The sequence below is a fragment of the Plantibacter sp. Leaf1 genome, assembly GCF_001421315.1.
GTDB lineage: Bacteria > Actinomycetota > Actinomycetes > Actinomycetales > Microbacteriaceae > Plantibacter.
Window position 1 is genome coordinate 91,524 of the sequence record NZ_LMJX01000004.1, and the last position, 25,868, is coordinate 117,391.

Genomic DNA, 25,868 nt, shown 5'->3' on the forward strand with positions numbered 1-25,868 from the left:
CCCTACCGGGCCAGCCGGGCCCGGATGATCTCGAGCGCCTGCGGGTTCTCGTCGACGAGCACGTACCGACGTCCGAGCGCCTTCGCCACCGCGCCCGTCGTGCCGCTGCCGGCGAAGAAGTCGAGCACCCAGTCGCCCTCGCGGGAGGAGGCCTGCACGATCCGGCGGAGGATCCCCTCCGGCTTCTGCGTCGGGTAGCCGGTCTTCTCGCGGCCGGTCGGCGACACGATCGTGTGCCACCAGACGTCCGTCGGCAGCTTGCCGCGTGCGGCCTTCTCCGCGGTGACCAGGCCGGGCGCCATGTAGGGCTCGCGGTCCACGGTCGCGTTGTCGAAGTGGTACCCCTTCGGGTCCTTCACGTAGACGAGGATCGTGTCGTGCTTCGTCGGCCAGCGGCTCTGCGCCTTCGCGCCGTAGTCGTACGCCCAGATGATCTCGTTGAGGAAGCATTCGCGGCCGAAGAGGGCGTCGAGCAGCACCTTGGCGTAGTGGGCCTCGCGGTAGTCGAGGTGGAGGTAGAGCGTGCCGTCGGCGGCGAGGACCCGCCAGGCCTCGACGAGCCGTGGTTCGAGGAAGCCCCAGTAGTCGTCGAAGGCGTCGTCGAACCGTCGGAGGTCGCCGCGGATGCGCTCGTAGGCCTGCCCCTTGAACCCCGCGAACCGGTTCACGCCCGTCTCGGCCGTGCGGACCGAGGTCGAGGAGTGGCGGCGCTGCACCCGGCCCGTGTTGAAGGGCGGGTCGAGGTAGATGAGCGTGAACGCCTCGTCGGGCAGCTGCGCCACGACGTCGAGGTTGTCGCCTTCGAGCACGAGGTCCGGGCCGTCGTGCGTCCACAGCGGCGGCCCGTCGGGAGCTGCTGCGGCGAGGGACATGTGCCCATTCTGGCAGTCCGGCCCCGCCCCGGCGGGAAGGAACGACCCGGCCCGCGCGTTGCACCCCGTATGACCACCGAGTTCGCCAACGAGACCGACGCCCAGCGATACACCATGCACGTCGACGGCCAGCTGGTGAGCGTCGTCGACTACCGGATCTCCGGCGACTCGATCTCGTTCCCCCGCACCTTCACGACGCCGCCGTTCCGCGGCAAGGGGTACGCGGGCGAGCTCGTCGCCTACGCGGTCGACGACGTCGAGCAGCACAGCGAGCGGCGGATCGTGCCCATGTGCTGGTACGTCGGCGAGTGGTTCGACGCCCACCCGGAGCGCCAGGACCTCCTCACCCGCTCCACGAGCTGACCGGACCCCGACGCGTCATCCACCGTCCACCTGGCGGTTACGCACGGGGACTAGCGTCCCGACCATGCAGCAACTCGTCTCGCACTACGCTCCGCCGCCCCCGCTCGACCGGATGGACGGCTACCAGGTGGTCGACGTCGACGACGACGACCCGATCCTGCTCGACGCCGCCGGCTCCCACATCGACACGTGGCGCGAGGGCTACCCGTACGCGGAGCGCATGTCGCGCGAGCAGTACGAGAGCGACAAGCGGCTGCTCCAGATCGAGCTGTTGAAGCTGCAGAACTGGATCAAGGCGAACGACCGGCGCCTCGTCGTCGTGTTCGAGGGGCGCGACGCCGCGGGCAAGGGTGGGACGATCAAGCGGTTCACCGAGCACCTCAACCCGCGCGGTGCCCGCGTCGTGGCGCTCGAGAAGCCGACGGCCCGTGAGTCCACCCAGTGGTACTTCCAGCGCTACGTGCAGCACCTGCCGGCCGCCGGCGAGATCGTGCTGTTCGACCGCTCCTGGTACAACCGCGCCGGCGTCGAACGGGTCATGGGGTTCTGCACGCCAGCGCAGTACGACGAGTTCATGCGCCAGGCCCCGCTGTTCGAGCAGATGCTCGTCGGCGACGGCGTCGACCTCGTGAAGTTCTGGTTCTCCGTCTCCGCGGACGAGCAGCGCACCCGCTTCGCGATCCGCCAGGTGGACCCGGTCCGGCAGTGGAAGCTGTCGCCGATGGACCTCGCGTCGCTCGACAAGTGGGGTGACTACACCCGGGCGAAGGAGGCGATGCTCGAAGCGACCGACACCCCCGACGCCCCGTGGACCATCGTGAAGAGCAACGACAAGAAGCGCGCCCGCGTGGAGGCGATGCGGCACGTGCTGCACCGCTTCGACTATGCGAACAAGGACCACGAGGTGGTGGGGACCCCGGACACGAACATCGTCGGACCCGCGGCCTCGGTCTACGAGCGCGGCGAGCGGAGCGACGCGGTCTGATCCCGGCCGTCGCCGGAAGCCGGACGCGGTGCCGCCCGGCCCGCTATCCTCTGGATCATGCAGCCGAACTCGTCACCGTTGCGTCGCCTCACGTCGTCGAGCGCGATCTACGGCACCATCGTGTACGCCGGCCTCGTCGGCGCGTCGAGCGTGTACGAGGAGGACGACGTCGAGCAGGTGCTCTTCACGAGCGCGATCACCCTCGTCGTGTTCTGGTTGGCGCACGTCTACTCGGCGGCGCTCGCCCACCACGGCGACGACCGACACGAGGGCACCGTTACCCTCGGTGCGTCGATCCGGCACGGCTTCGAGGAGTCGTTCGGCATGCTGCTCTCCGCCGTGCTGCCCACCATCCCGCTCATCGTGGGCGTCGCGGGCGGCCTCGCCCATGAGCAGGCGGTCAACCTCGCGCTGCAGGTGTCGACGCTGATGCTGTTCGTGCTCGGGTGCGCGGCCTTCGTGGTGCGCGGCTCGCGCTGGTGGTGGTGCCTCCTCGGCGGTGTGGCGACCGCCCTGTTCGGCGTCGTCATCATCGTGCTGGAGGCGGCGACCCACTAGCGCCTGTCGGCGCGGCGCCGTCGAAGACTCAGCTGCGCGCGCTGAGCGCCTTCGCCGACTGCTGGGCGGCGCGACGGACCTCGCGGTCGGGGTCGCGGAGGAGACCTTCGAGGAGTGGCTTGGCCTCGTCGCCCCCGACGGCGGCGAGCGCCCTGGCGCCACCCGCGCGGACGCGGGCGTGGTCGTCGTTGAGCAGCGGGGCGATCGTGGCGACGTCACCGACGCGACGCTCGGCGCACACCCGTGCGGCCATCTCGCGGACGCGCCAGGCCTGGTTGCCGAGTGCGGCGACGACGGCCGAGGTCGCGGAGTCGTCCCAGACGTGGAGCAGGGCGCGGGTGCCCCAGAGTTCCGGCCAGTACAACGCGGGCGCGCCACCGAGGATGCCCTCGGCGTGGTGGCCACCGACGACGCGGAGGAAGTCCTCGCCCTCGTACCGGCCGGCGAGGAGCGAGACGCAGCGCTCGACGACGCGGGGCTCGCTCTCGGCGGCGACCGCGTCGGCGAGTCGTTGCTCGAGGGAGGCCTGCGTGGCGGGGACCGGGGTGTCGGGTGTCTCGTTCTGCGCTGTCATCGTTCCCCCACCCTAGTCCGCGGGCTCCGGCATGCGCTGGTCGCGTGGCGACCGACGCAGGGCCGGATCAGGGGACGCGGGTGAGCCAGGCGTCGGTGTCGAACTTCGATTCGACGAGCGACTCGGCCGCCTTGAGCTCCGCCTCCGTGACATGGGCGGGGGTCGCGCCGGTGATCTCCACGAAGGTGTCCTTCATACGGTCGATGATCTCGGCGCGCGAGAGGCCCGTCTGGCTGCGGAGCGGGTCGACGCGCTTGGCCGCCGAGGTCGTCCCCTTGTCGCTGAGCTTCTCGCGCCCGATGCGCAGCACCTGCGTCATGAGCTCGCCGTCCATGTCGTAGCTCATCGTGACGTGGTGCAGCACTGCGCCGTTCCCCAGGCGCTTCTGCGCCGCCCCGCCGATCTTGCCGGATGGGCTCGTGATGTCGTTGAGCGGCTGGTACGTCGCCTCGATGCCGAGCGAGCGGAGGGCGACGAGCACCCAGTCGTCGAGGTAGGCGTAGGAGTCGGCGAAGGTCATGCCGTTCACGAGTTCCGCCGGCACGTAGAGCGAGTAGGTGATGATCCCGCCGCGCTGCATCATCATGGCGCCGCCACCGGAGACCCGGCGGACGACCTCGAAGCCGTTCGCCTTCGCGTTGTCGAGGTCGACCTCGTTCTTGAGGGACTGGAAGCTGCCGATGACGACCGCCGACTGGTCCCACTCCCAGATGCGGAGCGTCGGACCGCGGCGGCCCTCGCCGACCTCGTTGGTGAGCACCTCGTCGAGCGCCAGGTGCAGCTGCGGGGAGACCGAGCCGTCGTGGATGAGCTGCCAGTCGTAGTCGCCCCAGCCGGTGGCCTTCGCGAGCGAACGGCGGATGGCGGTCGCGACGGCCTCGGGGGTGAAGCCGAGCAGCACGGCGTTCTCCGGCAGCGCCCCGCGGATGGCGGCAGCGAGCCCGGCTGCGTCGGTGGTGGCCGGCAGGCCGGTGACCGCGCGGTCGATCAGCGCGAGCGCGTCGTCCGGTTCGAGGAAGAAGTCGCCCGCGAGTCGGAAGTCGGCGATCCGACCGTCGACCACGTCGAGATCGACGACGACGAGCTTGCCACCCGGGACCTTGTACTCACCATGCATGCCCCCAGCCTATTCCTGGACGGCGTCCGGATTCCCCGGAAGCGGTGCCGATCGGCTCAGGAGTCGAACCCGATGCCGAAGCGGTCCATGACCTTCAGGAGCAGGCCGTCGCGGCCCTCGTTCGCGTCGGAACGGGCGACGGCGCGGCGGACCGTCTGGATGGCGGGGTTCGCGATGGGCTCGGGTGGGATGGGGATCGGCTTGGACCGCACCATCCGCAGCCGGGTCAGCTCCGTCGACTCGCCACTCAGCAGGTCGAGCATGACCTTCGCCCCGAAGCGCGTCGCCCCGACGCCGAGCCCGGTGAACCCCGCGCTGTAGGCGACACGACCGCCGAGCGCCGAGCCCTGGAAGGCCGACAGCCGCGAACACATGTCGATCATCCCGCCCCAGGCGTGGGTGAACCGCACGTCGAGCTGCGGGTAGGTCGTGAAGAAGTGGTCGGCGAGCGTCTCGAAGGTCTCGCGACGCTGGTCGTGCTCGGGACGGATCCTGCCGCCGCGGTGGTAGACGGCGTCGAAGCCGCCGTAGAGGATGCGGTCGTCGGCCGAGCGGCGGGAGTAGTGGAACTCGCGGCTCGAGTCGGCGATGCCGAACCGGTCCGTCCAGCCGATGCTCGCGAGCTGCTCGGCGGTGAGCGGTTCCGTCATGAGCACGTAGTCGTACACGGGGATGGTGAGCAGCTCGGTGCGCTTGAGGAGCGAGGGGAAGCCGTTGGTGGCGAGCGCGACCCGGCGGGCCTGCACGCTCCCCTGCCGCGTGGTCACCGCGACGCCCTCGCCCGAGCGCCGCAGACCGGTCGCCGGCGTGTGCTCGAACACCCGGACGCCGAGCTCGATGCAGGCGCGCTTCAAGCCCCAGGCGAGCTTCGCCGGGTGGACGAGCGCGGTGCTCTTCCACTCGCGCTGACCCGCCAGGTACACCGGGGAGTGCACGAGCTCCTGGACCGCTTCGCGGTCGAGGAAGACGCCGTCGCCCGAGACCTCGCGGAGTGCGTCGACCTGGTGCGGCTCGGTCGCGACCGTGAGCACGCCCGTGTGCTCGAACTCGGCGTCGATCCCGAGGCGGTCGAGCGTGGCGACGAACTCGTCGAAGTTCTCGTCCGCGAGCCGTTCGAGTTGTGGCAGCTCCTCGGCGAAGTGGCGTTCCCCGTTGTCGTCGCCATGGGTGAGGCTCGCTTCGAAGAAGCCACCGTTGCGGCCGCTCGCCGCCCAGCCGACCTCCTTGCCCTCGATGAGGACCACGTCGCGCGAGGGGTCGGCCTCCTTCGCGATGAGCGCCGTCCAGAGCCCGGAGTAGCCGCCACCGACGACGAGCAGATCGGTGTCGACGTGGCCGACGAGGCGGGGCTCCGGCGTGGGGCGTTCCGGGGTGTCGAGCCAGTACGGGACGGTGCTCGCCCCGGCGAGGGACCGCGCGATGCGCTCGGCCGGGTTGCGCCGACGATGGCTGTAGGTGGGGCCGTCCGAGGTCACCGGGTCTCCTCCGCGTCGAGAGTGGATGCCGCGACTGTACCCCGTGGTCGCCGTACTTGTCCCGGTCCCGCGCCCTTCGACAAGCTCAGGGACCAGACGGGGTGAGCTCAGGGACCAAACGGGGTGAGCTCAGGGACCAAACGGGGTGAGCTCAGGGACNNNNGGGCGCGGCGCCGGGACGCCGACTCAGGTGCGCTTGTCGAGCCACTGCACGACGTCGCGCTCGACGTCTTCGCGGTTCAGCTCGTTGAAGATCTCGTGTCGGGCGTCGGGGTAGATGATGAGCGTCACGTCCGTGAGCTTCGAGCGCTTGACGTAGGCGTCGCGCAGGAGGGTGAGCCCGCGGACGCCGCCGAGCGCGTCGTCGGAGCCGCCGATGATGAGCACGGGCAGCTTGCGCGGCATGTGGCGGGGCGGCCGGCCGAGGAAGGCGAACGCCTGGATCGGGTTCCACACGGGCGTGACGCCGATGTCGAAGTTGCGCTCGTCGGCGGCGAAGGCGGCCCAGGCGGCCGGATCCCGGTTCAGCCACTCGAGGCCCGTGGTTCCGGTCTTCCGCCACCGCTTGTTGAGGTCGCCGGCGTTGATGACGCCCGGCATGGCCAGCGAGGTCCCCGAGAGGATGAGGTACTCGTAGAGATCGTGGTGCGCCGCGACCTTCTGCGCCATGAGCGAGCCCCAGCTGTGGCCGAGGAGCGCCAACGCCGACTCCGGGAACCGGGTGCGCAGGTGGCAACCGACGGCCGCGAGCGAGGCGATCGCACCCCAGGTGGTGCGGGGCCCGAGCTTGCCGAGGCCCAGGTGTTCGAGGCCGGTCCGGCCGTGGCCCCGGTGGTCGTCGGCGACGACCGTATAGCCCGCATCGTTGAGTGCCGCGGCGAGGCGGCCGTAGCGGAGGGCGTGCTCGCCGGCGCCGTGCGCGATGTGCACGACGGCCTTCGGGTTCGCCACCTCCCACACGTAGAGGTAGATCGTCACGCCGTCGTCGTCCACGATCGTCTCGGTCGTGTACGGCCTCGGCTCGAACGGCCGGTTCGCGTCGTCGGCGTCGACAGGTGGCGGGATCTGCTCGCTCATCCCGCCAGCGTAGGCCTTCCGCACGCTCGACGCCTCGTCTCCTCCACACCGTGCGGCAGGTCCCGATCAGCCCACAGATGCGGGTTTGCGGTTCGTCAGCGGCAGGCGTACGGTGATCGAGGCCCGAACGGCGGGCCGCAGGGATCGACGGAAGCGAGGTGAGCGGCCATGGCTGGTGACAGTACCCGCGCCATCGCGTCGACGAACCGCTCCGCCTCCCCCACCCGGTAGGCGCTGCCCCGCCGGCGCCGAGGCGCCCACTCACACCTCCCCGGGTGCGATCCCTCAGGATCGTCCGCACCCGCGCGGCCGCCACACGCTCCCGTCCATCGACGGACGGAGACCTCATGGCACTCATCGACAACGGCATCTACGTGACCGGGCGACGGTCGGCGAGCCCGCGCTCCCTCGACGCGACCTACGAACTCCTGAACGAGCAGCGCGGCATGGCCTGGATCGGGCTGTACCGCCCGCAACCGTCGGAGATCCGTTCCGTCGCGCAGGAGTTCGACCTGCACCCGCTCGCCGTCGAGGACGCCCTGAAAGGCCATCAGCGGGCCAAGCTCGAACGCTACGGCGACACGCTCTTCGTCGTCCTGCGCCCCGCCCACTACCTGGACGCCGAGGAGCGGGTCGAGTTCGGCGAAGTGCACCTGTTCGTCGGCCCCGGCTTCGTGGTGACGGTCCGGCATGCCGAGAAGCCCGACCTCGGTCAGGTCCGTCGGCGCCTCGAGGCGCGACCCGACATCCTCGCGCTCGGCCCCGACGCCGTCCTGCACGCCGTGGTCGACCAGGTCGTCGACGGCTATGGACCCGTCGTCGCCGGGCTGGAGAACGACATCGACGAGATCGAGGACGAGCTCTTCGGCGACGCAGCGGACGTCTCGCGTCGCATCTACGAACTGCTGCGACAGGTGATGGCGTTCCAGCGCGCGACCGCCCCGCTCCGCGCCGTGCTCCACGGACTCCTGCAGGGGGCCGACAAGTACGGGCTCGACGAGGAACTGCGCAACGGCTTCCGGGACGTGCTCGACCACGTCCTCCGGATCGCCGAGCGCGTCGACTCCTTCCGTCACCTGCTCCGCAACGCGCTGACCGTGCACGCGACCCTCATGACGCAGCAGCAGAACGAGGAGATGCGCCGACTCTCCGAGGCGAGCCTCGCGCAGAACGAGGAGTCGCGCCGCATGAGCGAGACGGCGTTGGCGCAGAACGAGGAGATCAAGCGCATCTCCTCGTGGGCGGCGATCCTCTTCGCACCGACGCTCATCGGCACCGTCTACGGCATGAACTTCGACGCGATGCCCGAGCTGCACTGGCAGTTCGGCTACCCCGCCGCGATCGGCGCGATGCTCGCCCTCTCCGGCACGCTGTACGCGATCTTCCGGTTCCGTCGCTGGTTGTGACCAGCACCGCTGCACCTGCCTCGGAGCCTTTACTTAGCCTCACTAATGAGCTAGGCTAAGCATTCGTGGCAGGCACAGCGGCACCGAAGACGACAGCACGGACGATCGCGGAGCAGGCCTCCGAACTCCGCATGGGCACCTTCCGATTGGCGAGGCGCCTGCGCGGCGAGAAGAGCGTCGACGACCTCAGCGATCCGCAGTTCTCCGTGCTCGGAGGGCTCTACAAAGAGGGCTCCGCGACACTCAGTGCGCTCGCCGAACGCGACCGCGTGTCCGCGCCATCGATGAACCGCACCGTCAACTGCCTCGAAGAGGCCGGGTACGTCACCCGCGAAACCGACACGGCCGACCGCCGCAAGGTCACCATCGCCCTCACCGAAGCGGGCCACACCACCGTCACCGAGACCGTCCGGAAACGCGACGCGTGGATCACCCAGCAGCTGCGCGCGCTCACCCCGGACGAACGCGACACCCTCGCCCGTGCAGCCGAGATCATGAGGAGACTCGCCACCCAGTGAGTGCAATGTTCCGTTCCCTGTCCAGCGTCAACTACCGCATCTGGTTCATCGGCGCCCTCGTGTCGAACGTCGGCGCGTGGATGCAGGCCACCACCCAGAACTGGGTCGTCCTGACCGACCTGACCGACAACGACGCCGTGGCCGTCGGCGCCACCATGGCCCTGCAGTTCGGGCCCCAGCTGGTGCTCGTGCCGATCACCGGCCTCATCGCGGACCGCTTCGACAAGCGCAAGATCCTCATCCTCACCCAGTCGAGCCTCATGCTCCTGGCGTTCGCCCTCGGCGCGCTGCTCATCTTCGGGCACGCCGAACTGTGGCACATGTACCTCTTCGCGCTCGCGCTCGGCATCATCAACGCGGTCGACGGCCCGGCCCGCCAGACGTTCGTCTCGGAGCTCGTCGACGAGCACAACATGTCGAACGCGGTCGCCCTCAACTCGGCGTCGTTCAACGCGGCCCGCATGGTCGGCCCGGCGATCGCCGGTCTCCTCATCGTGGCGATCGGGTCCGGGTGGGTCTTCGTCGTCAACGGCTTCACCTTCCTCGGCGTCATCGGGGCGCTGCTCGCCCTCCGCACCGGCAAGCTCCGCCGACCACCGCGGGCACCACGCGCCCGCGGGCAGTTCGTCGAGGGCTTCCGCTACGTCCGCGGACGCCCCGACCTCCTGGTCGTGTTCGTGATCGTGTTCATCATGGGCGCGTTCGGCATGAACTTCCCGATCTTCGCGTCGACGATGGCGGTCGAGTTCGGGAAGGGTGCCGGTGAGTACGGGATCCTCTCCTCCGTCCTCGCGATCGGTTCACTGACCGGAGCGCTGCTCGCCGCGCGGCGGGCCCAGGCGCAGATGCGCATGATCGTCGGTGCGGCCGGCCTCTTCGGCGTCGCCGCCCTGACGGCCGCGTTCATGCCGAGCTACTGGACGTTCGCCGCCGTGCTCATCCTCGTCGGCTTCTCGACCGTGACCCTGCTCACCACCGCGAACGGACTCGTCCAGACCACCACCGAGGCAGCCGTGCGCGGCCGGGTGATGGCGCTGTACATGGCGATCCTCATGGGTGGCACGCCCATCGGTGCGCCGATCGTCGGGTGGGTCGCGAACACCCTCGGGCCGCGGTGGGCACTCGGGCTCGGGGCCTTGGCGGGCTTCATCGCCTGCGCCACCGGTCTCCTCTACGGGGTCGTGCGGCACCACCTGCGCCTGCGCGTCGCCCCGGACTCCCGCTGGCGGCTGCAGTTCACCCACGACGGCGTCGTCGCACCGGTCACCCCCGAGGAGTTCTCGGAGCAGATCGCGCTCACCTCGCCGATCCCGTTGCCGAAAGCGAAGCCGCGCGCGACGGCGGCGGCCGAACCCCGTCCGGAGCCGTCGCCGGTCGAGGAGCGCAGCTCACTCACCGGCTCCCGCCGCTAGCCGGTCCGCCCAGCAGCGGCCCGTCCGTCATGGATCACCGACGGGCGGGCACCGGGCGGAGGCTCGGCACCCAGCAGCGGAGTTCCGACCGGTACCGACGGTACGGTTCGCCGAAGCGGGCCTCGAGGTCGGCCTCCTCGACCGGCCGGACCAGCATGTTCCACACGACCGCGCCGAAGACCGCGTAGACGACCACGATCCAGGACGACAGCAGCAGGCCGACCCCGATCCCCTGCACGATGCTGCCGACTGCCATCGGGTTGCGGACGAAGCGGTATGGGCCGGCGACGACCAGGCGGTTCGGCATCGCCGCCGGCAGCGGCGTCCCGCCTCCCGTGGTCGCCATCGCGGCCGCGGACCACAGGCCGACGATGCTGCCGAGCACGAGGACGACGACCCCGGCGACGACGGCGAACGGCTCGGCGCCGGGGAGCGTGATCGCGACCTGCCACCGCAGCTCGAAGAACCGCAGCACCGCCGGGATGACCGCGAGGAAGACGCCCCAGAACGCGACGATCTCGATGGCCGTCCGCCCGAGCTGCGCCCCGGTCGACGCCGTCGGATCCGCCGGGCGGAAGGCGAACGGTCCGATCGCGATCCACGCCCTCGGGATCCCACCGGTGAGGACGAGCGCGAGTGCCGTGACCGATCCGACGGCGGCGCCGACCATCAGCAGGGCTCCGATGCCCGCCTGGCCGGTCACCGCCGCGAACACGCCGAGTGCGACGGTGACGAGCAGCGTCCATCCCGTCGCCAGGATCGCCGCCCAGCGGATCCCGATCGCGGCGAGCGCCGAGGCGACGACGAACAACGGCACGTCGAGCAGCGCCATGATCACCGGGTCGAGGGAGCCGAGGGTCGCGTCGCGGACGAACGGGACGAGGAACACCGACACCCACCAGGCTGCGCCGGCGACGGCCTGGACGCCGAAGTACCAGCGCCCCCAGGCGACGGCGCTCATGCGCGCATCAGTGGCGCCGGCGAGCGATGAGCCAGGCGACCAGGCGCCAGCCGAGGAGCAGGACGGCGAGGACGATGACGGTCACGATGACGAAGCTGAGCTGCACGCCCTGGCCGGACACCGCTCGCAGCACCATGCCGACGACGACGGTCGACACCCAGACGATGACGCCCGCCCAGCGCACGGCGCGGGTCTCGCGCTGGCCGAGGACGAGGGCGAGCACGTGCCCGACGAGCAGGCCGACGGCGAACGGCCACAGGGTCACGAGGATGCCGAGGATCCCTTCGCCATGGCTGGCCCGGCCGATGAGGACGAACACGATGACGGCGAGGAGGTCGATGCCGACGGTCGCGGCGAATCCTGCTGGGGTCCTGCGGGGGCGTTCCATCCCTTCACCCTATTGGCGCGCCGGGCGCCCATCCTGGAGGGTCGCCGTCTGGCGCGGAACCGGGTCTGTCGCGGCGCCACCGGTGCTGGGTACGATGTCGCTGACATCCCACCGACGAAGGAGCAGTCATGTCGTTCCAGGCCTACCTCGACGCGGCGGAAGCCAAGACCGGCAAGACACCCCGCGAGCTCGTCGACGAGGCGCACACCCGTGGGTTCGACGGGTCCACGAAGGCCGGCGAGATCCTCGAGTGGTTGCAGACCGACTACGAGCTCGGCCGCGGCCATGGCATGGCGCTCGTGCACGTCATCAAGAACGGTCCCACGATCAGCGAGAAGCACGTGGGCACCGACGGCGTGCACCGCGACGAGTCGACGGAGCTCTGGCTCGACGGCAAGGCCTCGAAGCCCGCCGCCCCCTGACCCGCTCGTGGTGCCGCCAGCGCGGTGCGCTGACGTGAGCGCGGGTCTGCCGCGTGAGCGCGCCCCTCTGGAGACCCGCGGTCACCCGCCAGACCCGCGCCGAAGCGTGAACACCACCGCTCGCGTCAGCGCCCCGCGCTGGGCCCGGACCGCTGACATTCGCGTCAGCGCGGTGCGCTGGCGGACGAATACACCGGTCAGTACCAGAAGATCGGGATCCAGTCGCGGTGGTGCGCGTGCACGATCGCGAGGAACACGATCGCGTCGAAGAGCAGGTGCACGGCGAGGATGTAGCCGAGTGAGCGCGTCTTCGAGAACAGGTACCCCTGGAGGAGCGCGAACGGGAACGTCAGGAGCGGACCCCACGAGCGGTAGCCGAGTTCCCAGAGGAACGAGACGAAGATGACGGCCTGCAGCAGGTTGGCCTGCCAGACCGGGAAGTGCCGTCGCAGCAGCGCGAAGCAGGTGCAGATGAAGAAGAGCTCGTCCCAGGTGCCGACCGCGTTCACCCCGACGAAGAACCGCCCGAGTTCACCGGCGTCGCTGATCACCGGCCAGTTCTCGTAGGCACCGGATCGGATGAAGTAGAACGGCAGGATCGCCCACCCGAGGAGCGGGACCGCGAACAGGTACGCGATCTCCCCCTTCGTCTTCTTCTCGCGGCTGCGCCAGGGGAAGATGATCGCCTTCCGCCGGTAGACGAAGCGGTCGATGAGGAACGGGACGCCGACCGCCAGCAGGAGGACGGTGCCGATGCGGAAGAAGCTCGGCCAGGAGACGTCAGCCTCCACCGAGGTGGTCGAGACGATGCCGATCCCGATCGCGATGAGGAACAGATCCTGCGCGAGCGCGCGATCGATGAGGATCGCCGTGACCAGCGCGGCGACGAGCAACGGGTACCCGGCGAGGGGCTGCATGAGGCCGAAGAGGCAGAACGCGGACGCCGCCAGCAGCACCGCGGGGATCAGCTTCATCGGGCGGCGGGCCGGGACGATCATCTCGGTCTGCATGCCGTCGATCCTACGGGTGTCGCCCACGCGGACAGATGTCAGCGCGGTGCGCTGAAGCGAGCGCCGGCCTCCGGGCGTCAGCGCGGTGCGCTGGCGTGAGAGCGCTGGACGGGGCACGACCGCGGGCCGCACGCGTGGGCGCGCCCCTCCGGAGCACCGCGCTCACGCGCATGACCCGCGCTCACGTCAGCGCACCGCGCTGGCACCAACCCCGGGTCAGGCCTCGCGGGTGATCTCGACCTTCACGAAGAGCTTCGACCGGTACGGACCCGCGTAGACGCCACGGAGCGGCGACACGTCGCCGTAGTCACGACCACGCCCGATGAGCACGTGGCGCTCACCGACATCGACCATGTTGGTCGGGTCGAAGCCGCGCCAGTCACCACAGAACCACTCCACCCAGGCGTGCGACTCCCCGGTCACCGTCTCACCGATCGCCGCGTGCGGCTTCGGGTGCAGGTATCCGGACACGTAGCGCGCCGGGATCCCGACGGACCGCAGTGCCCCGAGGACGATGTGCGTGATGTCCTGACAGACGCCCTTGCGGTTGGCCCACGCCTCGGCCGCCGTCGAGTACACACTCGTGACGCCCTGCACGTAGTCCATCTGCTCGCCGATCTCACGGCTGATCGCCATCGCGGCTTCACACGGGCTCTCGTGACGGTCGGCGATGGTCCGGGCGAGCTCGACGAGGTCGTCCGGCGGCGTGGTCCGACGGGTCTGCTCCAGGTGCTCCACCCGGGTGACGGCCGCCTGCGTCGCGATGTCGAGCTGCTCCCAGCCGGTCGGGTGCGGTTCGTGCTTCCGAGGGCGGACCTCGACGAGACTCGTGGCCGTGAGCGACAGCTCGTCGTGCGGAGTGAGCACCTCGAAGGCCGACACCTTCATGCCCCAGTAGTCCGTGTACGTCGACTGCGACGCACCGGGCTGGATATCGATGTGCGAGTACAGCACATACTGGTCCTCCGTGGTGACGGGGAGCATGCGCGCCTCGTTGTAGGAGGCGTTCACCTTGCCGGCGTACGAGAATCCGGTGCTGTGCTTGATGTGCAGACGGGTCATGAGTTCTCTCCGATCCACGCGGGCACCGCATGCGTGGGGAAGTAGCGTTCGCGGATCGCCTCGGACACCTGGCTCGTGACGTTCTGCACGGCGTCCATCCGGCCGGGGAGGTCGCCGAGGGTGTCCTGGATGGGCCGGTACTCGAGGTCGCTGCGGATCTGACCGAGCAACCGCTGGGCGGAGTCGACCGTGCCGACCCGACCGCGTCGGGGTTCGAGGTCGCGCATGCACTCCTCGGCCCGGCTGATCGAGAACATGACGGAGCGCGGGAACAGCTGGTCGAGCAGCAGGAACTCGGCGGCGTTCTTCGCGCTCGGCATGCCGCGGTAGGTGCGCAGGTACGCCTCGTACGCGCCGCAGGAGCGGAGGATCGTCGTCCACGACGGACCACTGGCCTCGGTGAGCGACCGCGTCGCCAGCAGTCGGGCGGTCATGTCGGCGCGTTCGAGACTGCGGCCGAGCGTGAAGAACCGCCAGGCGTCGTCGCGGCTCGTGGCGGAGTCGACGATGCCGACGGCGAGCGCCGAGCGTTCGCGGACCCAGCCGAAGAACTCGTGGACCTTGTCGCTCGCGACCCGTCGGGGCATCCGCGCGCGGGTGGTGTTGAGGCACTCCCACAGCTCGGTCGACACGATCTCGCGGGCACGACGGGCGTTCTCGCGAGCGGCACCCAGGGAGTAGGCGATCGACGCCGGGTGGGTGCGGTCGACGGCGAGCTGTGCGAGGACGTCCTGGCGCGTGAGCTCCTGGTCGGCCGGTGCGTCGCTCCCCATCACGGACAGCAGCGAACGGCAGGCGGTGTCCTCGTCGATCCACGGGTCCTCCAGCAGCAACTGCAGGTGGACGTCGAGGATGCGGGCGGTGCCGTCGCTCCGCTCGATGTAGCGACCGATCCAGAACAGGCTCTCGGCGATCCGGCTCAGCATGCTGCGTCCTCCTGCCCGTCGACACGCTCAGACGGTGCGTCCGCACGCGCCTGCTGCTGCTGCTCCTGCTGGTCCTGGTTGCCCGTCGGCCGGTCCTGGGGCGAGTGCTCCGGGGTCGTGCCGTGGTCGTAGATGATCGGGATCGACGTCGTCTCCGTCGTGGCCTGCTCGGCGACGAGCCCCTGGATGTCGTGCGACGAGGCCTCGGGAGCGGCGTTCGGGTCGTAGGCACGGCCGACGACCCAGGTGTCCTTCGAGCCACCACCCTGGCTGGAGTTCACGACCAGCTGCCCCTCCGGCAGCGCGACGCGGGTCAGGCCGCCCGGCAGGACCCACACGTCGTTCCCGTCGTTGACCGCGAAGGGCCGCAGGTCGGCGTGGCGTGGACGCATGCCGTCCTCGACGAGGGTCGGGATGGTGGACAGCATGACGACCGGCTGCGCGATCCAGCCGCGCGGGTCCTCCTGCAGCTTCGTCTTCAGGGTCGCGAGCTCCTCCTTCGAGGCGTCCGGCCCCACGACGAGCCCCTTGCCGCCCGAGCCGTCGACGGGCTTGATCACGAGCTCGTCGAGCCGGTCGAGCACCTCCTCCAGGGCGAGCGGGTCCTCGAGACGCCAGGTGTCGACGTTCGGGAGGATCGCGTCCTCGGCGAGGTAGTACTTGATGAGGTCGGGCAGGTACGTGTAGACGAGCTTGTCGTCGGCGACCCCGTTGCCGACCGCGTTCGCGATCGTCACGTTGCCGAGGCGGGCCGCAAGCATCAGGCCGGGCGAGCCGAGCATCGAGTCGGCGCGGAACGACAGCGGGTCGAGGAACTCGTCGTCGACACGACGGTAGATGACGTCGACGCGGGTGGGGCCGGCCGTGGTGCGCATGAACACCTTGCCGCCGGAGCAGAAGAGGTCGCGGCCCTCGACGAGCTCGACACCCATGAGGCGCGCGAGCAGGGTGTGCTCGAAGTAGGCGGAGTTGTACACACCGGGGGTGAGCACGACGACGTTCGGGTCCTCGACACCGGGCGGGGCCGAGGCACGGAGCGCCTGCAGCAGCTTGTTCGGGTAGTCGCCGACGGGGCGCACCCGCATCGAGACGAAGAGCTCCGGGAGGGTCTGCGCCATGACCCGGCGGTTGGAGATGACGTAGCTGACGCCGGACGGGACGCGCACGTTGTCCTCGAGGACGCGCATCTGGCCGTGTTCGTCGCGGATGAGGTCGATGCCGGAGACCTGGATGCGGACGCCGTTCGCCGCCTGGATCCCGTAGGCCTGCCGGTGGAAGTGGGAGGACGAGGAGATGAGTTTGGCGGGGATGACGCCGTCGCGCACCGCGAGCTGCGGGCCGTAGACGTCAGCGAGGAACGCCTCGAGCGCCTTGACCCGCTGCTTGATGCCGGCCTCGACCTGCGTCCACTCCTGCTGCTCGATCACCCGCGGGACCGCGTCGAGCGGGAACGGACGCTCCTCACCGGCGAAGTCGAAGGTGACGCCCTGCGCGAGATAGGAGCTGGCGAGGGCGTCGGTGCGCCCGCGGAGCTCCTCCTGGGTCATGCGTGCGAGGGAGGTGTAGATCTCCTGATACGCCCGTCTGGCCGTCGCGCCACCGGCGTGTTCCGCCGCCTCGCCGAACATCTCGTCGAAGGCGGGGACACCGCTCACCGTCTTGCGCGGAGCCAGTGTGCCGCCGTAGCCATTGAACAGATCGCCCATGGCCCGACTCTACTCGGCCCCATGTTGCCGGGGTGTTTCCGGCAGCTCCGACGAGCCTGGCGGGGTTCGGTCACCTGCCGCCGGTCGCCGAACCCACCGGTCACCGAGCCTGTCGAGGTGCGCCCTTCGACAGGCTCAGGGACCGGTGGAGACACACGGACCGGGGACCGACGGAGCGCGCTAGGCGACCGAGGCGGCGGTGAGCGCCGCGAGCTCGTCGGCGGAGAGCTCGAGGGTCGCGGAGGCGAGGAGGTCGGGCAGCTGCTCGACGGTGCGGGCGCTCGCGATCGGCGCGGCGACGGTCGGCTGCGAACGGAGCCACGCGAGCGAGACCGTCGCGACCGAGACACCGTGGGCGGATGCCACTTCGTCGAGCACGGGCAGGAGCGCGGCGTGGTCGGCGAGGTACGCCTGGGCACCCTCCGCGCGGACGCTGTCGACGCTCGCACCCTCGCGGTACTTCCCGGTGAGGAAGCCCTTCGCGAGCGAGAAGTAGGGCAGCACGGCGAGCTGCTCGCGCTCGGCGATGGTGCGCAGCTCCCCCTCGAACTCACGCTCGACGAGGTTGTAGTGCGGCTGGAGGGCGATCGGGCGGTGCAGCCCCTTGGCCTCGACGATCTCGAACCACTCGGCGATGCGGGCGGCGGAGTAGTTGGAGATACCGAGGTAACGGACCTTGCCCGCGTCGACGAGCGACGACAGCGCGGTCACCGTCTCCTCCAGCGGGACGGACTCGTCGTCGAAGTGCGCGTAGTAGAGGTCGATGTGGTCGGTGCGGAGGCGCTCGAGCGACGCGTCGGCGGCCTTCAGGATGTTGTCGGCGGCGAGTCCCTGGAAGTCGGGGTGCTGGCTGACCTTCGTCGCGATGACGAGCTCGTCGCGGTTGCCGCGCAGCTCCTGCCACTCACCGATGAGGCGCTCGGAGTCGCCGCCGGTGTTGCCCGGGACCCACGCGGAGTAGCCGTCGGCGGTGTCGATGAAGTTGCCGCCGCCCGCGACGAAGGCGTCGAGGATGTCGAACGAGGTCTGCCGGTCGGCGGTCCAGCCGAACACGTTGCCGCCGAGGTTCAGCGGGAAGACGGACAGGTCGGACGTTCCGAGGGTGGTGCGGGCGTGAGTCATCTGATGATCCTCCAGAGCTTCGGTTCAGGCGTGTGCCTCTCTCACGGTAAGGCGGAGGGCCGCGCGGCTATTCCACGTGTCGCCGGATGACGATCGGTCCACCGACCCTGGATCGGCACTCGGAACCCCGCTTCCGGCCGCCATACAGTGGAGCGATGGGCTACCTCGTCGACGACTCGAAGGACCGCATCGACCGCGACGCCGTGTGGGGCGCACTCCGCGAGGTCTACTGGGCCAAGTGGCGCAGCCGGACCGAGGTCGAGGCGCAGATCGACGACGCCTGGCGGGTCATCGGCGTGTACGAGGAGGAGACCGGCGCGCAGGTCGGCTTCGCCCGTGCGGTCTCCGACGGGCTCGGCTTCGCCTACCTCGCGGACGTCGTCGTGCTCGAGGCGCACCGGGGTCGCGGTCTCGGCAAGCGCATCGTGCAGGCGATGATCGACGACGGGCCCGGCGCGCACTTCCGGTGGACGCTGTTCACGAGCGACGCGCACGGGCTCTACGAGCAGTTCGGCTTCGCGGAACCCGGCCGGACCGCACTCGTCCGTCCGGCCGCCGAGCTCCCGGTGCACCCGACGCAGCGGCCGCCGGAATCCTGAGCGACGGCGCACTCTCGCCCGGCCCCCAGCGATGACGGGCTACCGTTGACGCATGTGGATCTCCGATGACGGCCGGTACAACATCGTCGATGTGCCGGCGGACGCCTATCCGGGGCGCGCGTACCTCCTCGAACTCGTCGCCGGGCTCGAAGCCGAGGAGCTCCACACCCTCGTCACCCGCATGCAGGCGTTCGACGACGCGATGATCGACCGGCTCGAGGGCCTGGTCGACGGCGACGCTCCCGAGGTGGCTCCGGATCCGGAGCGCGAGGCCCCCTACGTGGACGAGATGATCCCGCGGCGTGTGCTCGACTCCATCGACTGGGACGCGATCCTCACCCCGCCGTTCCGGATCGAGGCGATCGACGTCGCCGGCGACCGCTGGCGCATGGACGCGTGGGCGTTCCTCGAGTCGATCGTCGAACCGCCCGTCACGCGCCCGACCGCCCGCAACCTCGGCTCCTCCCCCATCGATCCGGCGTAAACCGGCACCTGCCGAATAGGCTGGATGTCATGACCGACGACGATGTCACGATGACCGATCCTTCGCCGCTGCTCGCGGAGGGCGCCGAGCTCGAACACCTCTACACGGGCGCGATCTGGAGCGAGGGACCGGCGTGGATCGCCGAAACCGGACGCCTCCGATGGAGCGACATCCCGAACGACCGCATCCTCGAGTTCGACGCGGCGAGCGGCGAGACGGCCGTGTTCCGGGACGGCGCCGAGTACACGAACGGACGCACGATCGACCGCGAGGGTCGCGTCGTGCAGTGCAGCCACGGGCGGCGCGCGGTCGAGATCGAGGGCCCCGACGGCCCGGTCACGCTCGTCAACCGGTGGGCGGGCGTGCGCTTCAACTCCCCCAACGACGTCGTGGTGCACTCCGACGGGTCGATCTGGTTCACCGACCCGCCCTACGGGATCGACGCGAGCGGCCGGGAGGGTCACCCCGGTGAGCAGGAGTACGACGGCTGCTTCGTCTTCCGCCTCGACCCGTCGACCGGCGCGGTCGAACCCGTGATCACCGCGCTCGTGCACCCGAACGGGCTCGCGTTCTCCCCCGACGAATCCGTCCTCTACGTCTCCGACACCGGCAATGGGGCGCAGCGCATCGCCGCGTACGACGTCGCCGCCGACGGGATCTCGGTCGAGCACGGAGACACCCCCGGCCGCACCTTCGCCGCGACCGCCGTCCCGGCCTCCGACGGCTTCCGCATCGACGTCGACGGCAACGTCTGGTCGTCGGCCGGCGACGGCGTCGAGGTCTTCGACCCCACCGGCGCGACGATCCTGCGCATCGCGGTCCCGGAGCGCACGGCCAACGTCTGTTTCGGCGGCGAGGACGGCTCGACGCTCTACATCACCGCGTCGAGCTCTCTCTACCGCATCCGCACGGCCACCCGGCAGGCGCCGCGGCCCTGACGCGCGCCGCTCAGACGGAGGAGGCCCGGACGACGAGCTCGGGCTGGAAGACGAGGTGGCGCGAGGACGGCGGTGGGGTCGGTGCACCCTCCGCGACGGCGAACTCGCCGAGGAGCAGCTCCACCGCGGCGACACCGAACCCCTCGTGCGGTGCGCGCACGGAGGTGAGCGGGATGATCGACGACTCGGCGAACTCGATGTCGTCGTAGCCGACGATCGCGAGGTCGTCCGGGACGCGGAGCCCGTGCTCGACGACGAGCGTCTGCATGATGCCGAGGGCGAGCAGGTCGTTCACCGCGAACACGGCGTCGGGTCGCGCTTCGGGCGGCCGGGCGGCGATGGCCCGGCCGAGCTCGCGGCCCTCGGCGATCGTCCGCTCCGTGCCCGCGATCACCTCGAGGGTCGCCCCGGGCACGGCGGCCACGGCGGCGCTCGCCCCCTCGAACCGGTCGGCGACCTGACGGATGCCGAGTGGACCACCGACGAAGGCGAGTCGCCGACGGCCGGTCGCCAGCAGGTGCTCGGCCGCGAGGAACCCACCGCGCACGTCGTCGACGGACACCGAGGGCTGATCGGGCGAGGAGGCCAACTGCCCGACGAGGACCGAGGGGATCCCCCGCTGCCGGATGCTCGTCAGCCGCTCCTCCACCGACTCGTGCGAGGCGACGAGCATGCCCTGGACCCGCTGCGCCTCGAACATGCCGAGGTAGGCGTCCTCGCGCTCACGACTGCGGTTGGAGTTGGCGATGAAGACGGAGAGACCGTCCTCGGCGGCGCGCTGTTCGACGCCCTCGGCTATCGTCGCGAAGAACGGGTTGCTGACGTCGGGCGCGATGTAGGCGATGGTGCCGCTGCGGCCGAGGCGCAGCTGCCAGGCGGCGTTGTTGCGGACGAACCCGAGCTGGTCGATGGCACGCTGGATGCGCTCCTGCTTCTCGGGCGAGACGCGGTCGGGGTGGTTGATGTAGTGGGAGACCGTGCCCATGGAGACGTCGGCGAGCGTCGCGACCTCGCGGATGCCGACTCGTCCCATGCTTCACCCCTGCCCTCGTGCTGCGTGCCCCGGGAGCGTTCCCGCGGCCCGGCTCAGTCTAGATCGCCCCGTCTCGGTCAGTCCTGATCGCGGTGCGGCTCCGGCCCGAGGGGTTCGGGGATCTCCACGCCGACCTCGATGAGGGCGTCGGTGACGACCCGGATGGCGTTGAGCGCACGCGGGAACCCCGCGTACTGCACGGTGTGGATGACCGTCTCGAGGATCTCCGTGGCCGAGCACCCCACGTTGATCGCACCTCGCGTGTGCCCGCGGAGCTGCGGTTCCAGGCCGCCGAGGGCGACGAGCGCCGCCAGGGTGATGAGCTCCCGCTGCGCCAGCGTGAGGCCGGGGCGCGAGTAGATGTCCCCGAAGTTGAACTCGATCCCGAAGCGGGCGAGGTCCTGCGCGAGACCCGTCTGCATCGCGACGAGCCCCTCCGACTTCCCCTCGCCGTACACCTCGTCGAACTTGGCCTTGCCGCGCTCGAGCCGCGTCATGTCGTCTCCCGTCGTCATCGTCGTCGCCCCGTCGCCTAGATCGAGTGTCCGCCGTCGAGCGGCAGGATGAGGCCGGTGATGTTCACGGCGGCGGGTGAGGCGAGGAAGACGACGGTCTCCGCGAGGTGCTCCGGCTCGCCGAGCAACCGCGTCGGGATCTGGGCGAGCAGGGCCTCGCGGCGTTCCGGGGTGTCATTGTAGCGGCCGGGCGTGGCCTGCGCGCCGGGCGCGAGGGCGTTCACGGTGACGCCCTGCTCGGCGACCTCGATCGCGAGGGCCTTCGTGAGCCCGACGACACCGGCCTTGGCCGCGGCGTAGGCGGTCGCTCCTCGCACGAGGCGGCCACCGCTGACGGCGGCGATCGACGCGATGCTGATGATGCGACCGGAGCGCTGCTCGAGCATGGAGGGCAGGACGGCACGCGTCACGTTGAAGACCGAGTTGAGGTTGCGGTCGATCTGCGTCGTCCAGGTCTCGGAGGTCATCTCGTGGAAGAAGCTGACGGCACCGCCGCCGGCACCGTTCAGGAGGATGTCGACGCCACCCCACTCGGCGACGATGCCCCCGACGGCGGCTTGCACGGCGTCGAAGTCGGTCAGGTCGGCGGTGGCCGAGGCGGCGCGCACCCCGTGCGCCCGGACGAGTTCCGCGGTCTCCTCGAGGCCGGCGGCGTTGAGGTCGAGGCCGGCGACGTCGGCGCCCTCGGCGGCGAGCTTCTGGGCGATCACCCGGCCGAGCGCTCCTGCTGCTCCGGTGATGATCGCTCGCTTGCCCTGCAACCTCATGTGCGGTTCCGTTCCGTTCGTCCGGCGCGTTCAGACGCCGTGCATCGTCGTTGACTGGACCGTCTGCGCGGCATCGAGACCACGAGGCGACCGCCCCCATTGTCGCCCCAGACTTGAAACGTGTCAATGTGCATTCCCACGCCGACTCGCCGACCCGGAACCGCCGCCGTGATTGGGACCGATCCGATGCTTGACATGCGAGCCGAGCGCGGTTAGCCTCGGCCATTGAAACGCTTCAACTTTGCTCGCGACGGTCACCGCTCGCGTCTCACCATCACTGCCACATCTTCAAGGAGGAAATGTGTCCACAGCGCACCGGGCCCCGAAACGTCGGTCGGCCACCGCCATCGGCGCTCTCGGCGTCACCGCTCTCGCCCTGACCGCCTGCGCAGGGAACGGAGGCGCGACGAGCGCCACCTCGTTCGACTACCTCGCGGCCGTCGAGAACTCGATCGTCCGCGACGAACTCACCGCCCTCGGCGAGGGCGCCTGCTCCGCGAACGAGAAAGCACTCCCGCTCAAGGTCGAGACCCTGCCCCAGGCCGACGTGCTCCAGCGCGTCACCCTGCTGGCCAGCCAGAACGCCCTGCCCACCACCTTCACCGCCCCCACCGCACCGCTGCGGCCAGGCGGCACCCTCGGCGACGACGACACCGTGCTCGACCTCGAGGACACCCTCACCGAGCTGGGCGTCATGGACGACATCCTCCCCTCGGCCGTCGCCACCGTGAAGAACATCTACGGCGACCGCTTCGTCTCGATGCCCTACCAGTACAACGTCGAGGGCTTCTTCTACAACAAGACGATGTTCACCGACCTCGGCATCGAGATCCCGCAGACCTGGGACGAGCTCCTCGACGCGGCGGACACCGTGCAGGCGTCCGGCAAGTCGGCCTTCACCGTCTCCGGCGCCCAGGGCTGGACGATCACGCGCTACATCAGCACCTACCTCTTCCGGTCGCTCGGCACCGAGGCGATGAACGACATCGCCTCCGGAGACGCCAAGCTCACCGACCCCGAGTACGTCGAGGCGATCACCGCCGTCGCGAACCTCGGCAAGTACTTCGGCGCAGGCATCACGACGATGGACATGCAGACCGCCACGAGCGAGTTCTTCACCGGCAACGCGGCCATGATGTACAACGGCACCTGGATGCTCGCCGACGTCTACAACACCGAGCTCAACCAGATCGGCGAGGACGCCGTCGGCTTCATGCCGTTCCCGACCGTCGAGGGCGGCAAGGGCTCGATCGACCAGTATCCGGCCAACACCGGTGCGGCGACCTCGTTCTCCACCAAGGGGTACGACGAGGAGAAGGTCGGCGGCTGGCTCAGCTGCATCGCCGAGAACTACGGCTCCAGCGTGCTGAAGAACCAGGGCGTCATCTCCGGCTTCAAGCTCAATGAAGAGGTCACGGACGTCCCGGCGCTCACCGCCGAGGTGCAGGGCATCATGGCCGACACCGACGAGACGGTCACCTGGTTCGAGACCTTCCTCCCCGAGAAGGCCGGCGTCGACGCGCAGACGAACGCCGCCCCGCTGCTCACCGGCGGCATCTCCCCCGAGGACTTCGCGGCGCTCGTCCAGGCCGGCGTGGACGCGGGCCTCAAGAAGTAACCGGCGATCCGGTCGCCCGGCACCCGCCAGGCGACCGGATCCGTCCGTCCGCGGACACCCACCCTGCAGCGGGTCACGCGCCCCGCCGCCCAGCCTCACGGTCCCCCGACCGACTCAGGAGCACAGCATGAAAGACGTCCTCGGCGACAGGAAGGCCATCGCCATCCTGCTGGGCCCGGCCCTGCTCATCTTCACCCTGGTGAAGCTCGTCCCGGTGATGTGGTCGTTCGGCCTCACCTTCTTCCAGGGCGACCTGCGCGGCTTCGAGTTCGTCGGCCTCGACAACTTCGCCCAGCTGTTCGCCGACCCGACCGCCCCCGAGGCGATCTTCTTCAGCATCAAGTACTCGCTCATCGCGACGGTCGCGCAGATCGCCCTCGGCTACGGGCTCTCCCTCTTCTACGTCTTCGTCCTCAAGAAGGCGTCGACGCTCGTCCGCACGCTCGTGTTCTTCCCCGTCGTGCTGCCGACCGTCGCCGTCGGGCTGCTGTTCAAGCGGCTGTTCGAGGTGGCCCCGCAGACCGGGCCCGTGAACGCGATCCTGAACGGCTTCGGCATCGACTCGGTCGACTGGTTCAGCTCGCCGGACAGCGCCTTCGTCGTGATCATCATCATGGACCTCTGGCGGTCCATGGGCTTCTACGCCGTCCTGCTCTACGCCGGGCTCCTCGACATCCCCGAGGAGGTGATCGAGTCGGCCCGCATCGACGGCGCCCGCGGCCTGAAGCTCGTCCGCTACATCATCGTGCCGCTGTCGCTCCCCGTCCTGCTGTCGGCGGTGATCTTCAGCTTCAACGCGACGCTCAAAGTGTTCGACTCGGTGCTCGCCCTGACGGGCGGCGGGCCGGGGACGGCCACGACCCCACTGACGCTGTACATGTACAACACGACGTTCACGTACCAGAACTACGGCTACGGCTCGACACTCGCGTTCGTGCTCACGATCATGTGCTTCCTCGTGACGCTCCTGATCTTCAAGACCTCCCGCAGAGACCTGACGAAGGACTGACGCCATGACGACCGCCATCACCCCGGCGCCCGGCGCCACCACCCCGGCCTCGAGCGGCAGCGGCGACGGATCCGGCACCGCCGTCCGCCGGCCGAGGATGCGTCGCGCTCCACGCTCGCGCGCCTACTACCTGCGCAAGCTGCCCTCGGTCATCCTCATCGGGCTCCTGCTCGTCATCGAGATCTACCCGATCGTGTGGCTGTTCCTGTCCTCGTTCAAGAACCAGCGCGAGTTCCTGCAGGAGTCCACCTTCTCCCTCCCGGAGTCGTGGAGCTTCGACAACTACGTCACCGCCTGGACGACCGGCAACATCTCGCAGAACCTGCTCAACAGCGTCATCGTGACCCTGCCGTCGCTCGTCTTCATCCTCATCTTCGGCGTCGCCGCGGCGTTCGCCCTCGAGGTGATGGTGTGGAAGCGCCGGAACCTGACCCTGCTGCTGTTCATCTCGGGCATCATGATCCCCGGCCAGATGATCCTCGTGCCGCTCTTCGTCGCCTACTTCAACCTCGGCCTGACGAACACCTACTGGCCGATGATCATCACGTACACGGCGCTCGGCATGCCGCTGACGGTGTTCATGATGACCGCCTACTTCCGTGCCGTGCCGCGCGAGGTGTTCGAGGCGTCGACGATCGACGGCGCCGGCATCATCCGGTCCTTCTGGTCGATCGGGCTGCCGATGGTGCGGAACGCGCTCTTCACGATCGGCCTCGTGCAGTTCCTGTCGATCTGGAACGACCTGCTCATCTCCCTGACCTTCACGACGAACGCGGACCTCCGCACCATCCAGGCGGGCCTGTTGAACTTCAGTGGCGAGTTCGGCCAGGTGGACTACGGGCCGCTCTTCGCGGGAATCTGCATCAACGTGTTCTCGCTGCTCGTGGTGTTCGTCTTCCTCAACCAACGGATCATGAAGGGGCTGGCGTCCGGTGCACTCAAGGGGTGACG

General features: G+C 69.7%; 28 protein-coding genes. 13 read left to right on the forward strand and 15 right to left on the reverse strand.

What is annotated here, in order from left to right:
• Positions 1-2: 2 nt before the first annotated feature.
• Complete coding sequence (locus ASE44_RS17245; protein ID WP_056010888.1) at positions 3-872, reverse strand: site-specific DNA-methyltransferase; 870 nt, start codon at positions 870-872, stop codon at positions 3-5.
• Positions 873-941: 69 nt separating this feature from the next.
• Between ASE44_RS17245 and ASE44_RS17250 the strand changes: the two genes are divergently transcribed.
• From ASE44_RS17250 to ASE44_RS17260, 3 genes are all read left to right on the forward strand, one after another.
• Positions 942-1,235, forward strand: a complete 294-nt coding sequence (locus ASE44_RS17250) for a GNAT family N-acetyltransferase (RefSeq protein WP_056782145.1) — start codon at positions 942-944, stop codon at positions 1,233-1,235.
• 64 nt (positions 1,236-1,299) lie between these two features.
• Positions 1,300-2,220, forward strand: a complete 921-nt coding sequence (gene ppk2 / locus ASE44_RS17255) for a polyphosphate kinase 2 (RefSeq protein WP_056010882.1) — start codon at positions 1,300-1,302, stop codon at positions 2,218-2,220.
• 57 nt (positions 2,221-2,277) lie between these two features.
• Entirely contained in the window at positions 2,278-2,778 is a 501-nt protein-coding gene (locus ASE44_RS17260) for a hypothetical protein (RefSeq protein WP_056010879.1), read from the forward strand.
• Between the two features lie 28 nt (positions 2,779-2,806).
• Here the strand turns inward: ASE44_RS17260 and ASE44_RS17265 are convergent, their stop codons facing one another.
• From ASE44_RS17265 to ASE44_RS17280, 4 genes are all read right to left on the reverse strand, one after another.
• Positions 2,807-3,352, reverse strand: a complete 546-nt coding sequence (locus ASE44_RS17265; protein ID WP_056010877.1) for a HEAT repeat domain-containing protein — start codon at positions 3,350-3,352, stop codon at positions 2,807-2,809.
• A gap of 67 nt (positions 3,353-3,419) precedes the next feature.
• The gene (locus ASE44_RS17270) at positions 3,420-4,469 is read right to left on the reverse strand and encodes a biotin/lipoate A/B protein ligase family protein (RefSeq protein ID WP_056782147.1); all 1,050 of its coding nucleotides are present in this window, start codon (positions 4,467-4,469) and stop codon (positions 3,420-3,422) included.
• Between the two features lie 56 nt (positions 4,470-4,525).
• Positions 4,526-5,944, reverse strand: a complete 1,419-nt coding sequence (locus ASE44_RS17275) for an FAD-binding oxidoreductase (protein WP_235522683.1) — start codon at positions 5,942-5,944, stop codon at positions 4,526-4,528.
• 186 nt (positions 5,945-6,130) lie between these two features.
• Positions 6,131-7,021 carry an alpha/beta hydrolase gene (locus ASE44_RS17280; RefSeq protein ID WP_056782151.1) on the reverse strand — a complete coding sequence of 297 codons (891 nt, stop codon included), beginning with the start codon at positions 7,019-7,021 and terminating at the stop codon, positions 6,131-6,133.
• A 347-nt stretch (positions 7,022-7,368) separates the two neighbouring features.
• Here ASE44_RS17280 and ASE44_RS17285 point away from each other — a divergent pair, with 347 nt between their 5' ends.
• The 3 genes from ASE44_RS17285 to ASE44_RS17295 all read left to right on the forward strand — a co-directional run bounded on the left by ASE44_RS17285 (position 7,369) and on the right by ASE44_RS17295 (position 10,357).
• Positions 7,369-8,427: a magnesium and cobalt transport protein CorA gene (locus ASE44_RS17285; RefSeq protein ID WP_056010871.1), complete on the forward strand. Its 1,059-nt coding sequence runs from the start codon at positions 7,369-7,371 to the stop codon at positions 8,425-8,427.
• Between the two features lie 65 nt (positions 8,428-8,492).
• Positions 8,493-8,945 carry a MarR family transcriptional regulator gene (locus ASE44_RS17290; RefSeq protein WP_327078820.1) on the forward strand — a complete coding sequence of 151 codons (453 nt, stop codon included), beginning with the start codon at positions 8,493-8,495 and terminating at the stop codon, positions 8,943-8,945.
• Between the two features lie 5 nt (positions 8,946-8,950).
• Entirely contained in the window at positions 8,951-10,357 is a 1,407-nt protein-coding gene (locus ASE44_RS17295; protein WP_056782153.1) for an MFS transporter, read from the forward strand.
• A gap of 34 nt (positions 10,358-10,391) precedes the next feature.
• Here ASE44_RS17295 and ASE44_RS17300 read toward each other — a convergent pair whose 3' ends face one another.
• Entirely contained in the window at positions 10,392-11,318 is a 927-nt protein-coding gene (locus tag ASE44_RS17300; RefSeq protein WP_056782157.1) for an isoprenylcysteine carboxylmethyltransferase family protein, read from the reverse strand.
• Positions 11,319-11,325: 7 nt separating this feature from the next.
• The gene (locus ASE44_RS17305) at positions 11,326-11,706 is read right to left on the reverse strand and encodes a DUF3054 domain-containing protein (protein WP_056010862.1); all 381 of its coding nucleotides are present in this window, start codon (positions 11,704-11,706) and stop codon (positions 11,326-11,328) included.
• A gap of 128 nt (positions 11,707-11,834) precedes the next feature.
• On the opposite strand from ASE44_RS17305, the gene ASE44_RS17310 reads away from it, so the two are divergent.
• Entirely contained in the window at positions 11,835-12,128 is a 294-nt protein-coding gene (locus ASE44_RS17310) for a DUF4287 domain-containing protein (RefSeq protein ID WP_056782158.1), read from the forward strand.
• A gap of 197 nt (positions 12,129-12,325) precedes the next feature.
• On the opposite strand, the gene ASE44_RS17315 is transcribed toward ASE44_RS17310, so the two are convergent.
• The 5 genes from ASE44_RS17315 to ASE44_RS17335 form a co-directional block, all read right to left on the reverse strand.
• On the reverse strand, positions 12,326-13,138 hold the full coding sequence (locus tag ASE44_RS17315) for a CPBP family intramembrane glutamic endopeptidase (protein ID WP_056782160.1): 813 nt from the start codon (positions 13,136-13,138) through the stop codon (positions 12,326-12,328).
• A gap of 216 nt (positions 13,139-13,354) precedes the next feature.
• The gene (locus tag ASE44_RS17320; RefSeq protein WP_056010854.1) at positions 13,355-14,200 is read right to left on the reverse strand and encodes a transglutaminase family protein; all 846 of its coding nucleotides are present in this window, start codon (positions 14,198-14,200) and stop codon (positions 13,355-13,357) included.
• On the reverse strand, positions 14,197-15,126 hold the full coding sequence (locus tag ASE44_RS17325; protein ID WP_056010853.1) for an alpha-E domain-containing protein: 930 nt from the start codon (positions 15,124-15,126) through the stop codon (positions 14,197-14,199). Before ASE44_RS17325 ends, ASE44_RS17320 begins: the two co-directional genes overlap by 4 nt.
• Positions 15,120-16,832, reverse strand: coding sequence for a circularly permuted type 2 ATP-grasp protein (locus ASE44_RS17330; protein WP_056010850.1), 1,713 nt, complete (start codon positions 16,830-16,832; stop codon positions 15,120-15,122). Before ASE44_RS17330 ends, ASE44_RS17325 begins: the two co-directional genes overlap by 7 nt.
• Before the next feature lie 180 nt (positions 16,833-17,012).
• A complete protein-coding gene (locus ASE44_RS17335) occupies positions 17,013-17,954 on the reverse strand; it encodes an aldo/keto reductase (RefSeq protein ID WP_056010847.1) in 942 nt (313 codons plus the stop codon).
• 155 nt (positions 17,955-18,109) lie between these two features.
• Here ASE44_RS17335 and ASE44_RS17340 point away from each other — a divergent pair, with 155 nt between their 5' ends.
• From ASE44_RS17340 to ASE44_RS17350, 3 genes are read left to right on the forward strand one after another with little or no spacing between them, the layout of a single operon-like run.
• A complete protein-coding gene (locus tag ASE44_RS17340) occupies positions 18,110-18,553 on the forward strand; it encodes a GNAT family N-acetyltransferase (RefSeq protein ID WP_056782161.1) in 444 nt (147 codons plus the stop codon).
• A gap of 52 nt (positions 18,554-18,605) precedes the next feature.
• A complete protein-coding gene (locus tag ASE44_RS17345; RefSeq protein WP_056782163.1) occupies positions 18,606-19,037 on the forward strand; it encodes a hypothetical protein in 432 nt (143 codons plus the stop codon).
• Positions 19,038-19,066: 29 nt separating this feature from the next.
• On the forward strand, positions 19,067-19,975 hold the full coding sequence (locus tag ASE44_RS17350; RefSeq protein WP_235522684.1) for an SMP-30/gluconolactonase/LRE family protein: 909 nt from the start codon (positions 19,067-19,069) through the stop codon (positions 19,973-19,975).
• Positions 19,976-19,985: 10 nt separating this feature from the next.
• Here ASE44_RS17350 and ASE44_RS17355 read toward each other — a convergent pair whose 3' ends face one another.
• The 3 genes from ASE44_RS17355 to ASE44_RS17365 all read right to left on the reverse strand — a co-directional run bounded on the left by ASE44_RS17355 (position 19,986) and on the right by ASE44_RS17365 (position 22,290).
• Complete coding sequence (locus tag ASE44_RS17355; protein ID WP_056010838.1) at positions 19,986-21,008, reverse strand: LacI family DNA-binding transcriptional regulator; 1,023 nt, start codon at positions 21,006-21,008, stop codon at positions 19,986-19,988.
• Between the two features lie 77 nt (positions 21,009-21,085).
• Positions 21,086-21,523: a carboxymuconolactone decarboxylase family protein gene (locus ASE44_RS17360; protein ID WP_200921159.1), complete on the reverse strand. Its 438-nt coding sequence runs from the start codon at positions 21,521-21,523 to the stop codon at positions 21,086-21,088.
• A gap of 17 nt (positions 21,524-21,540) precedes the next feature.
• Positions 21,541-22,290, reverse strand: coding sequence for an SDR family NAD(P)-dependent oxidoreductase (locus ASE44_RS17365; protein WP_056782164.1), 750 nt, complete (start codon positions 22,288-22,290; stop codon positions 21,541-21,543).
• 301 nt (positions 22,291-22,591) lie between these two features.
• On the opposite strand from ASE44_RS17365, the gene ASE44_RS17370 reads away from it, so the two are divergent.
• From ASE44_RS17370 to ASE44_RS17380, 3 genes are all read left to right on the forward strand, one after another.
• Positions 22,592-23,908, forward strand: coding sequence for an ABC transporter substrate-binding protein (locus ASE44_RS17370; RefSeq protein ID WP_056782166.1), 1,317 nt, complete (start codon positions 22,592-22,594; stop codon positions 23,906-23,908).
• Between the two features lie 127 nt (positions 23,909-24,035).
• Positions 24,036-24,917 (forward strand): carbohydrate ABC transporter permease, encoded by an 882-nt coding sequence (locus ASE44_RS17375; RefSeq protein WP_056010829.1) that lies wholly within the window; start codon positions 24,036-24,038, stop codon positions 24,915-24,917.
• A 4-nt stretch (positions 24,918-24,921) separates the two neighbouring features.
• Positions 24,922-25,866, forward strand: coding sequence for a carbohydrate ABC transporter permease (locus ASE44_RS17380; protein ID WP_235522685.1), 945 nt, complete (start codon positions 24,922-24,924; stop codon positions 25,864-25,866).
• Positions 25,867-25,868: the final 2 nt, after the last annotated feature.

Coding starts and splice junctions, on each gene's coding strand:
- ASE44_RS17245 (WP_056010888.1), bottom strand. CDS start 872: ATGTCCCTCGCCGCAGCAGCTCCCGACGGGCCGCCGCTGTGGACGCAC.
- ASE44_RS17250 (WP_056782145.1), top strand. CDS start 942: ATGACCACCGAGTTCGCCAACGAGACCGACGCCCAGCGATACACCATG.
- ppk2 (WP_056010882.1), top strand. CDS start 1,300: ATGCAGCAACTCGTCTCGCACTACGCTCCGCCGCCCCCGCTCGACCGG.
- ASE44_RS17260 (WP_056010879.1), top strand. CDS start 2,278: ATGCAGCCGAACTCGTCACCGTTGCGTCGCCTCACGTCGTCGAGCGCG.
- ASE44_RS17265 (WP_056010877.1), bottom strand. CDS start 3,352: ATGACAGCGCAGAACGAGACACCCGACACCCCGGTCCCCGCCACGCAG.
- ASE44_RS17270 (WP_056782147.1), bottom strand. CDS start 4,469: ATGCATGGTGAGTACAAGGTCCCGGGTGGCAAGCTCGTCGTCGTCGAT.
- ASE44_RS17280 (WP_056782151.1), bottom strand. CDS start 7,021: ATGAGCGAGCAGATCCCGCCACCTGTCGACGCCGACGACGCGAACCGG.
- ASE44_RS17285 (WP_056010871.1), top strand. CDS start 7,369: ATGGCACTCATCGACAACGGCATCTACGTGACCGGGCGACGGTCGGCG.
- ASE44_RS17295 (WP_056782153.1), top strand. CDS start 8,951: ATGTTCCGTTCCCTGTCCAGCGTCAACTACCGCATCTGGTTCATCGGC.
- ASE44_RS17300 (WP_056782157.1), bottom strand. CDS start 11,318: ATGAGCGCCGTCGCCTGGGGGCGCTGGTACTTCGGCGTCCAGGCCGTC.
- ASE44_RS17305 (WP_056010862.1), bottom strand. CDS start 11,706: ATGGAACGCCCCCGCAGGACCCCAGCAGGATTCGCCGCGACCGTCGGC.
- ASE44_RS17310 (WP_056782158.1), top strand. CDS start 11,835: ATGTCGTTCCAGGCCTACCTCGACGCGGCGGAAGCCAAGACCGGCAAG.
- ASE44_RS17315 (WP_056782160.1), bottom strand. CDS start 13,138: ATGCAGACCGAGATGATCGTCCCGGCCCGCCGCCCGATGAAGCTGATC.
- ASE44_RS17320 (WP_056010854.1), bottom strand. CDS start 14,200: ATGACCCGTCTGCACATCAAGCACAGCACCGGATTCTCGTACGCCGGC.
- ASE44_RS17325 (WP_056010853.1), bottom strand. CDS start 15,126: ATGCTGAGCCGGATCGCCGAGAGCCTGTTCTGGATCGGTCGCTACATC.
- ASE44_RS17330 (WP_056010850.1), bottom strand. CDS start 16,832: ATGGGCGATCTGTTCAATGGCTACGGCGGCACACTGGCTCCGCGCAAG.
- ASE44_RS17335 (WP_056010847.1), bottom strand. CDS start 17,954: ATGACTCACGCCCGCACCACCCTCGGAACGTCCGACCTGTCCGTCTTC.
- ASE44_RS17340 (WP_056782161.1), top strand. CDS start 18,110: ATGGGCTACCTCGTCGACGACTCGAAGGACCGCATCGACCGCGACGCC.
- ASE44_RS17345 (WP_056782163.1), top strand. CDS start 18,606: ATGTGGATCTCCGATGACGGCCGGTACAACATCGTCGATGTGCCGGCG.
- ASE44_RS17350 (WP_235522684.1), top strand. CDS start 19,067: ATGACCGACGACGATGTCACGATGACCGATCCTTCGCCGCTGCTCGCG.
- ASE44_RS17355 (WP_056010838.1), bottom strand. CDS start 21,008: ATGGGACGAGTCGGCATCCGCGAGGTCGCGACGCTCGCCGACGTCTCC.
- ASE44_RS17360 (WP_200921159.1), bottom strand. CDS start 21,523: ATGACGACGGGAGACGACATGACGCGGCTCGAGCGCGGCAAGGCCAAG.
- ASE44_RS17365 (WP_056782164.1), bottom strand. CDS start 22,290: ATGAGGTTGCAGGGCAAGCGAGCGATCATCACCGGAGCAGCAGGAGCG.
- ASE44_RS17375 (WP_056010829.1), top strand. CDS start 24,036: ATGAAAGACGTCCTCGGCGACAGGAAGGCCATCGCCATCCTGCTGGGC.
- ASE44_RS17380 (WP_235522685.1), top strand. CDS start 24,922: ATGACGACCGCCATCACCCCGGCGCCCGGCGCCACCACCCCGGCCTCG.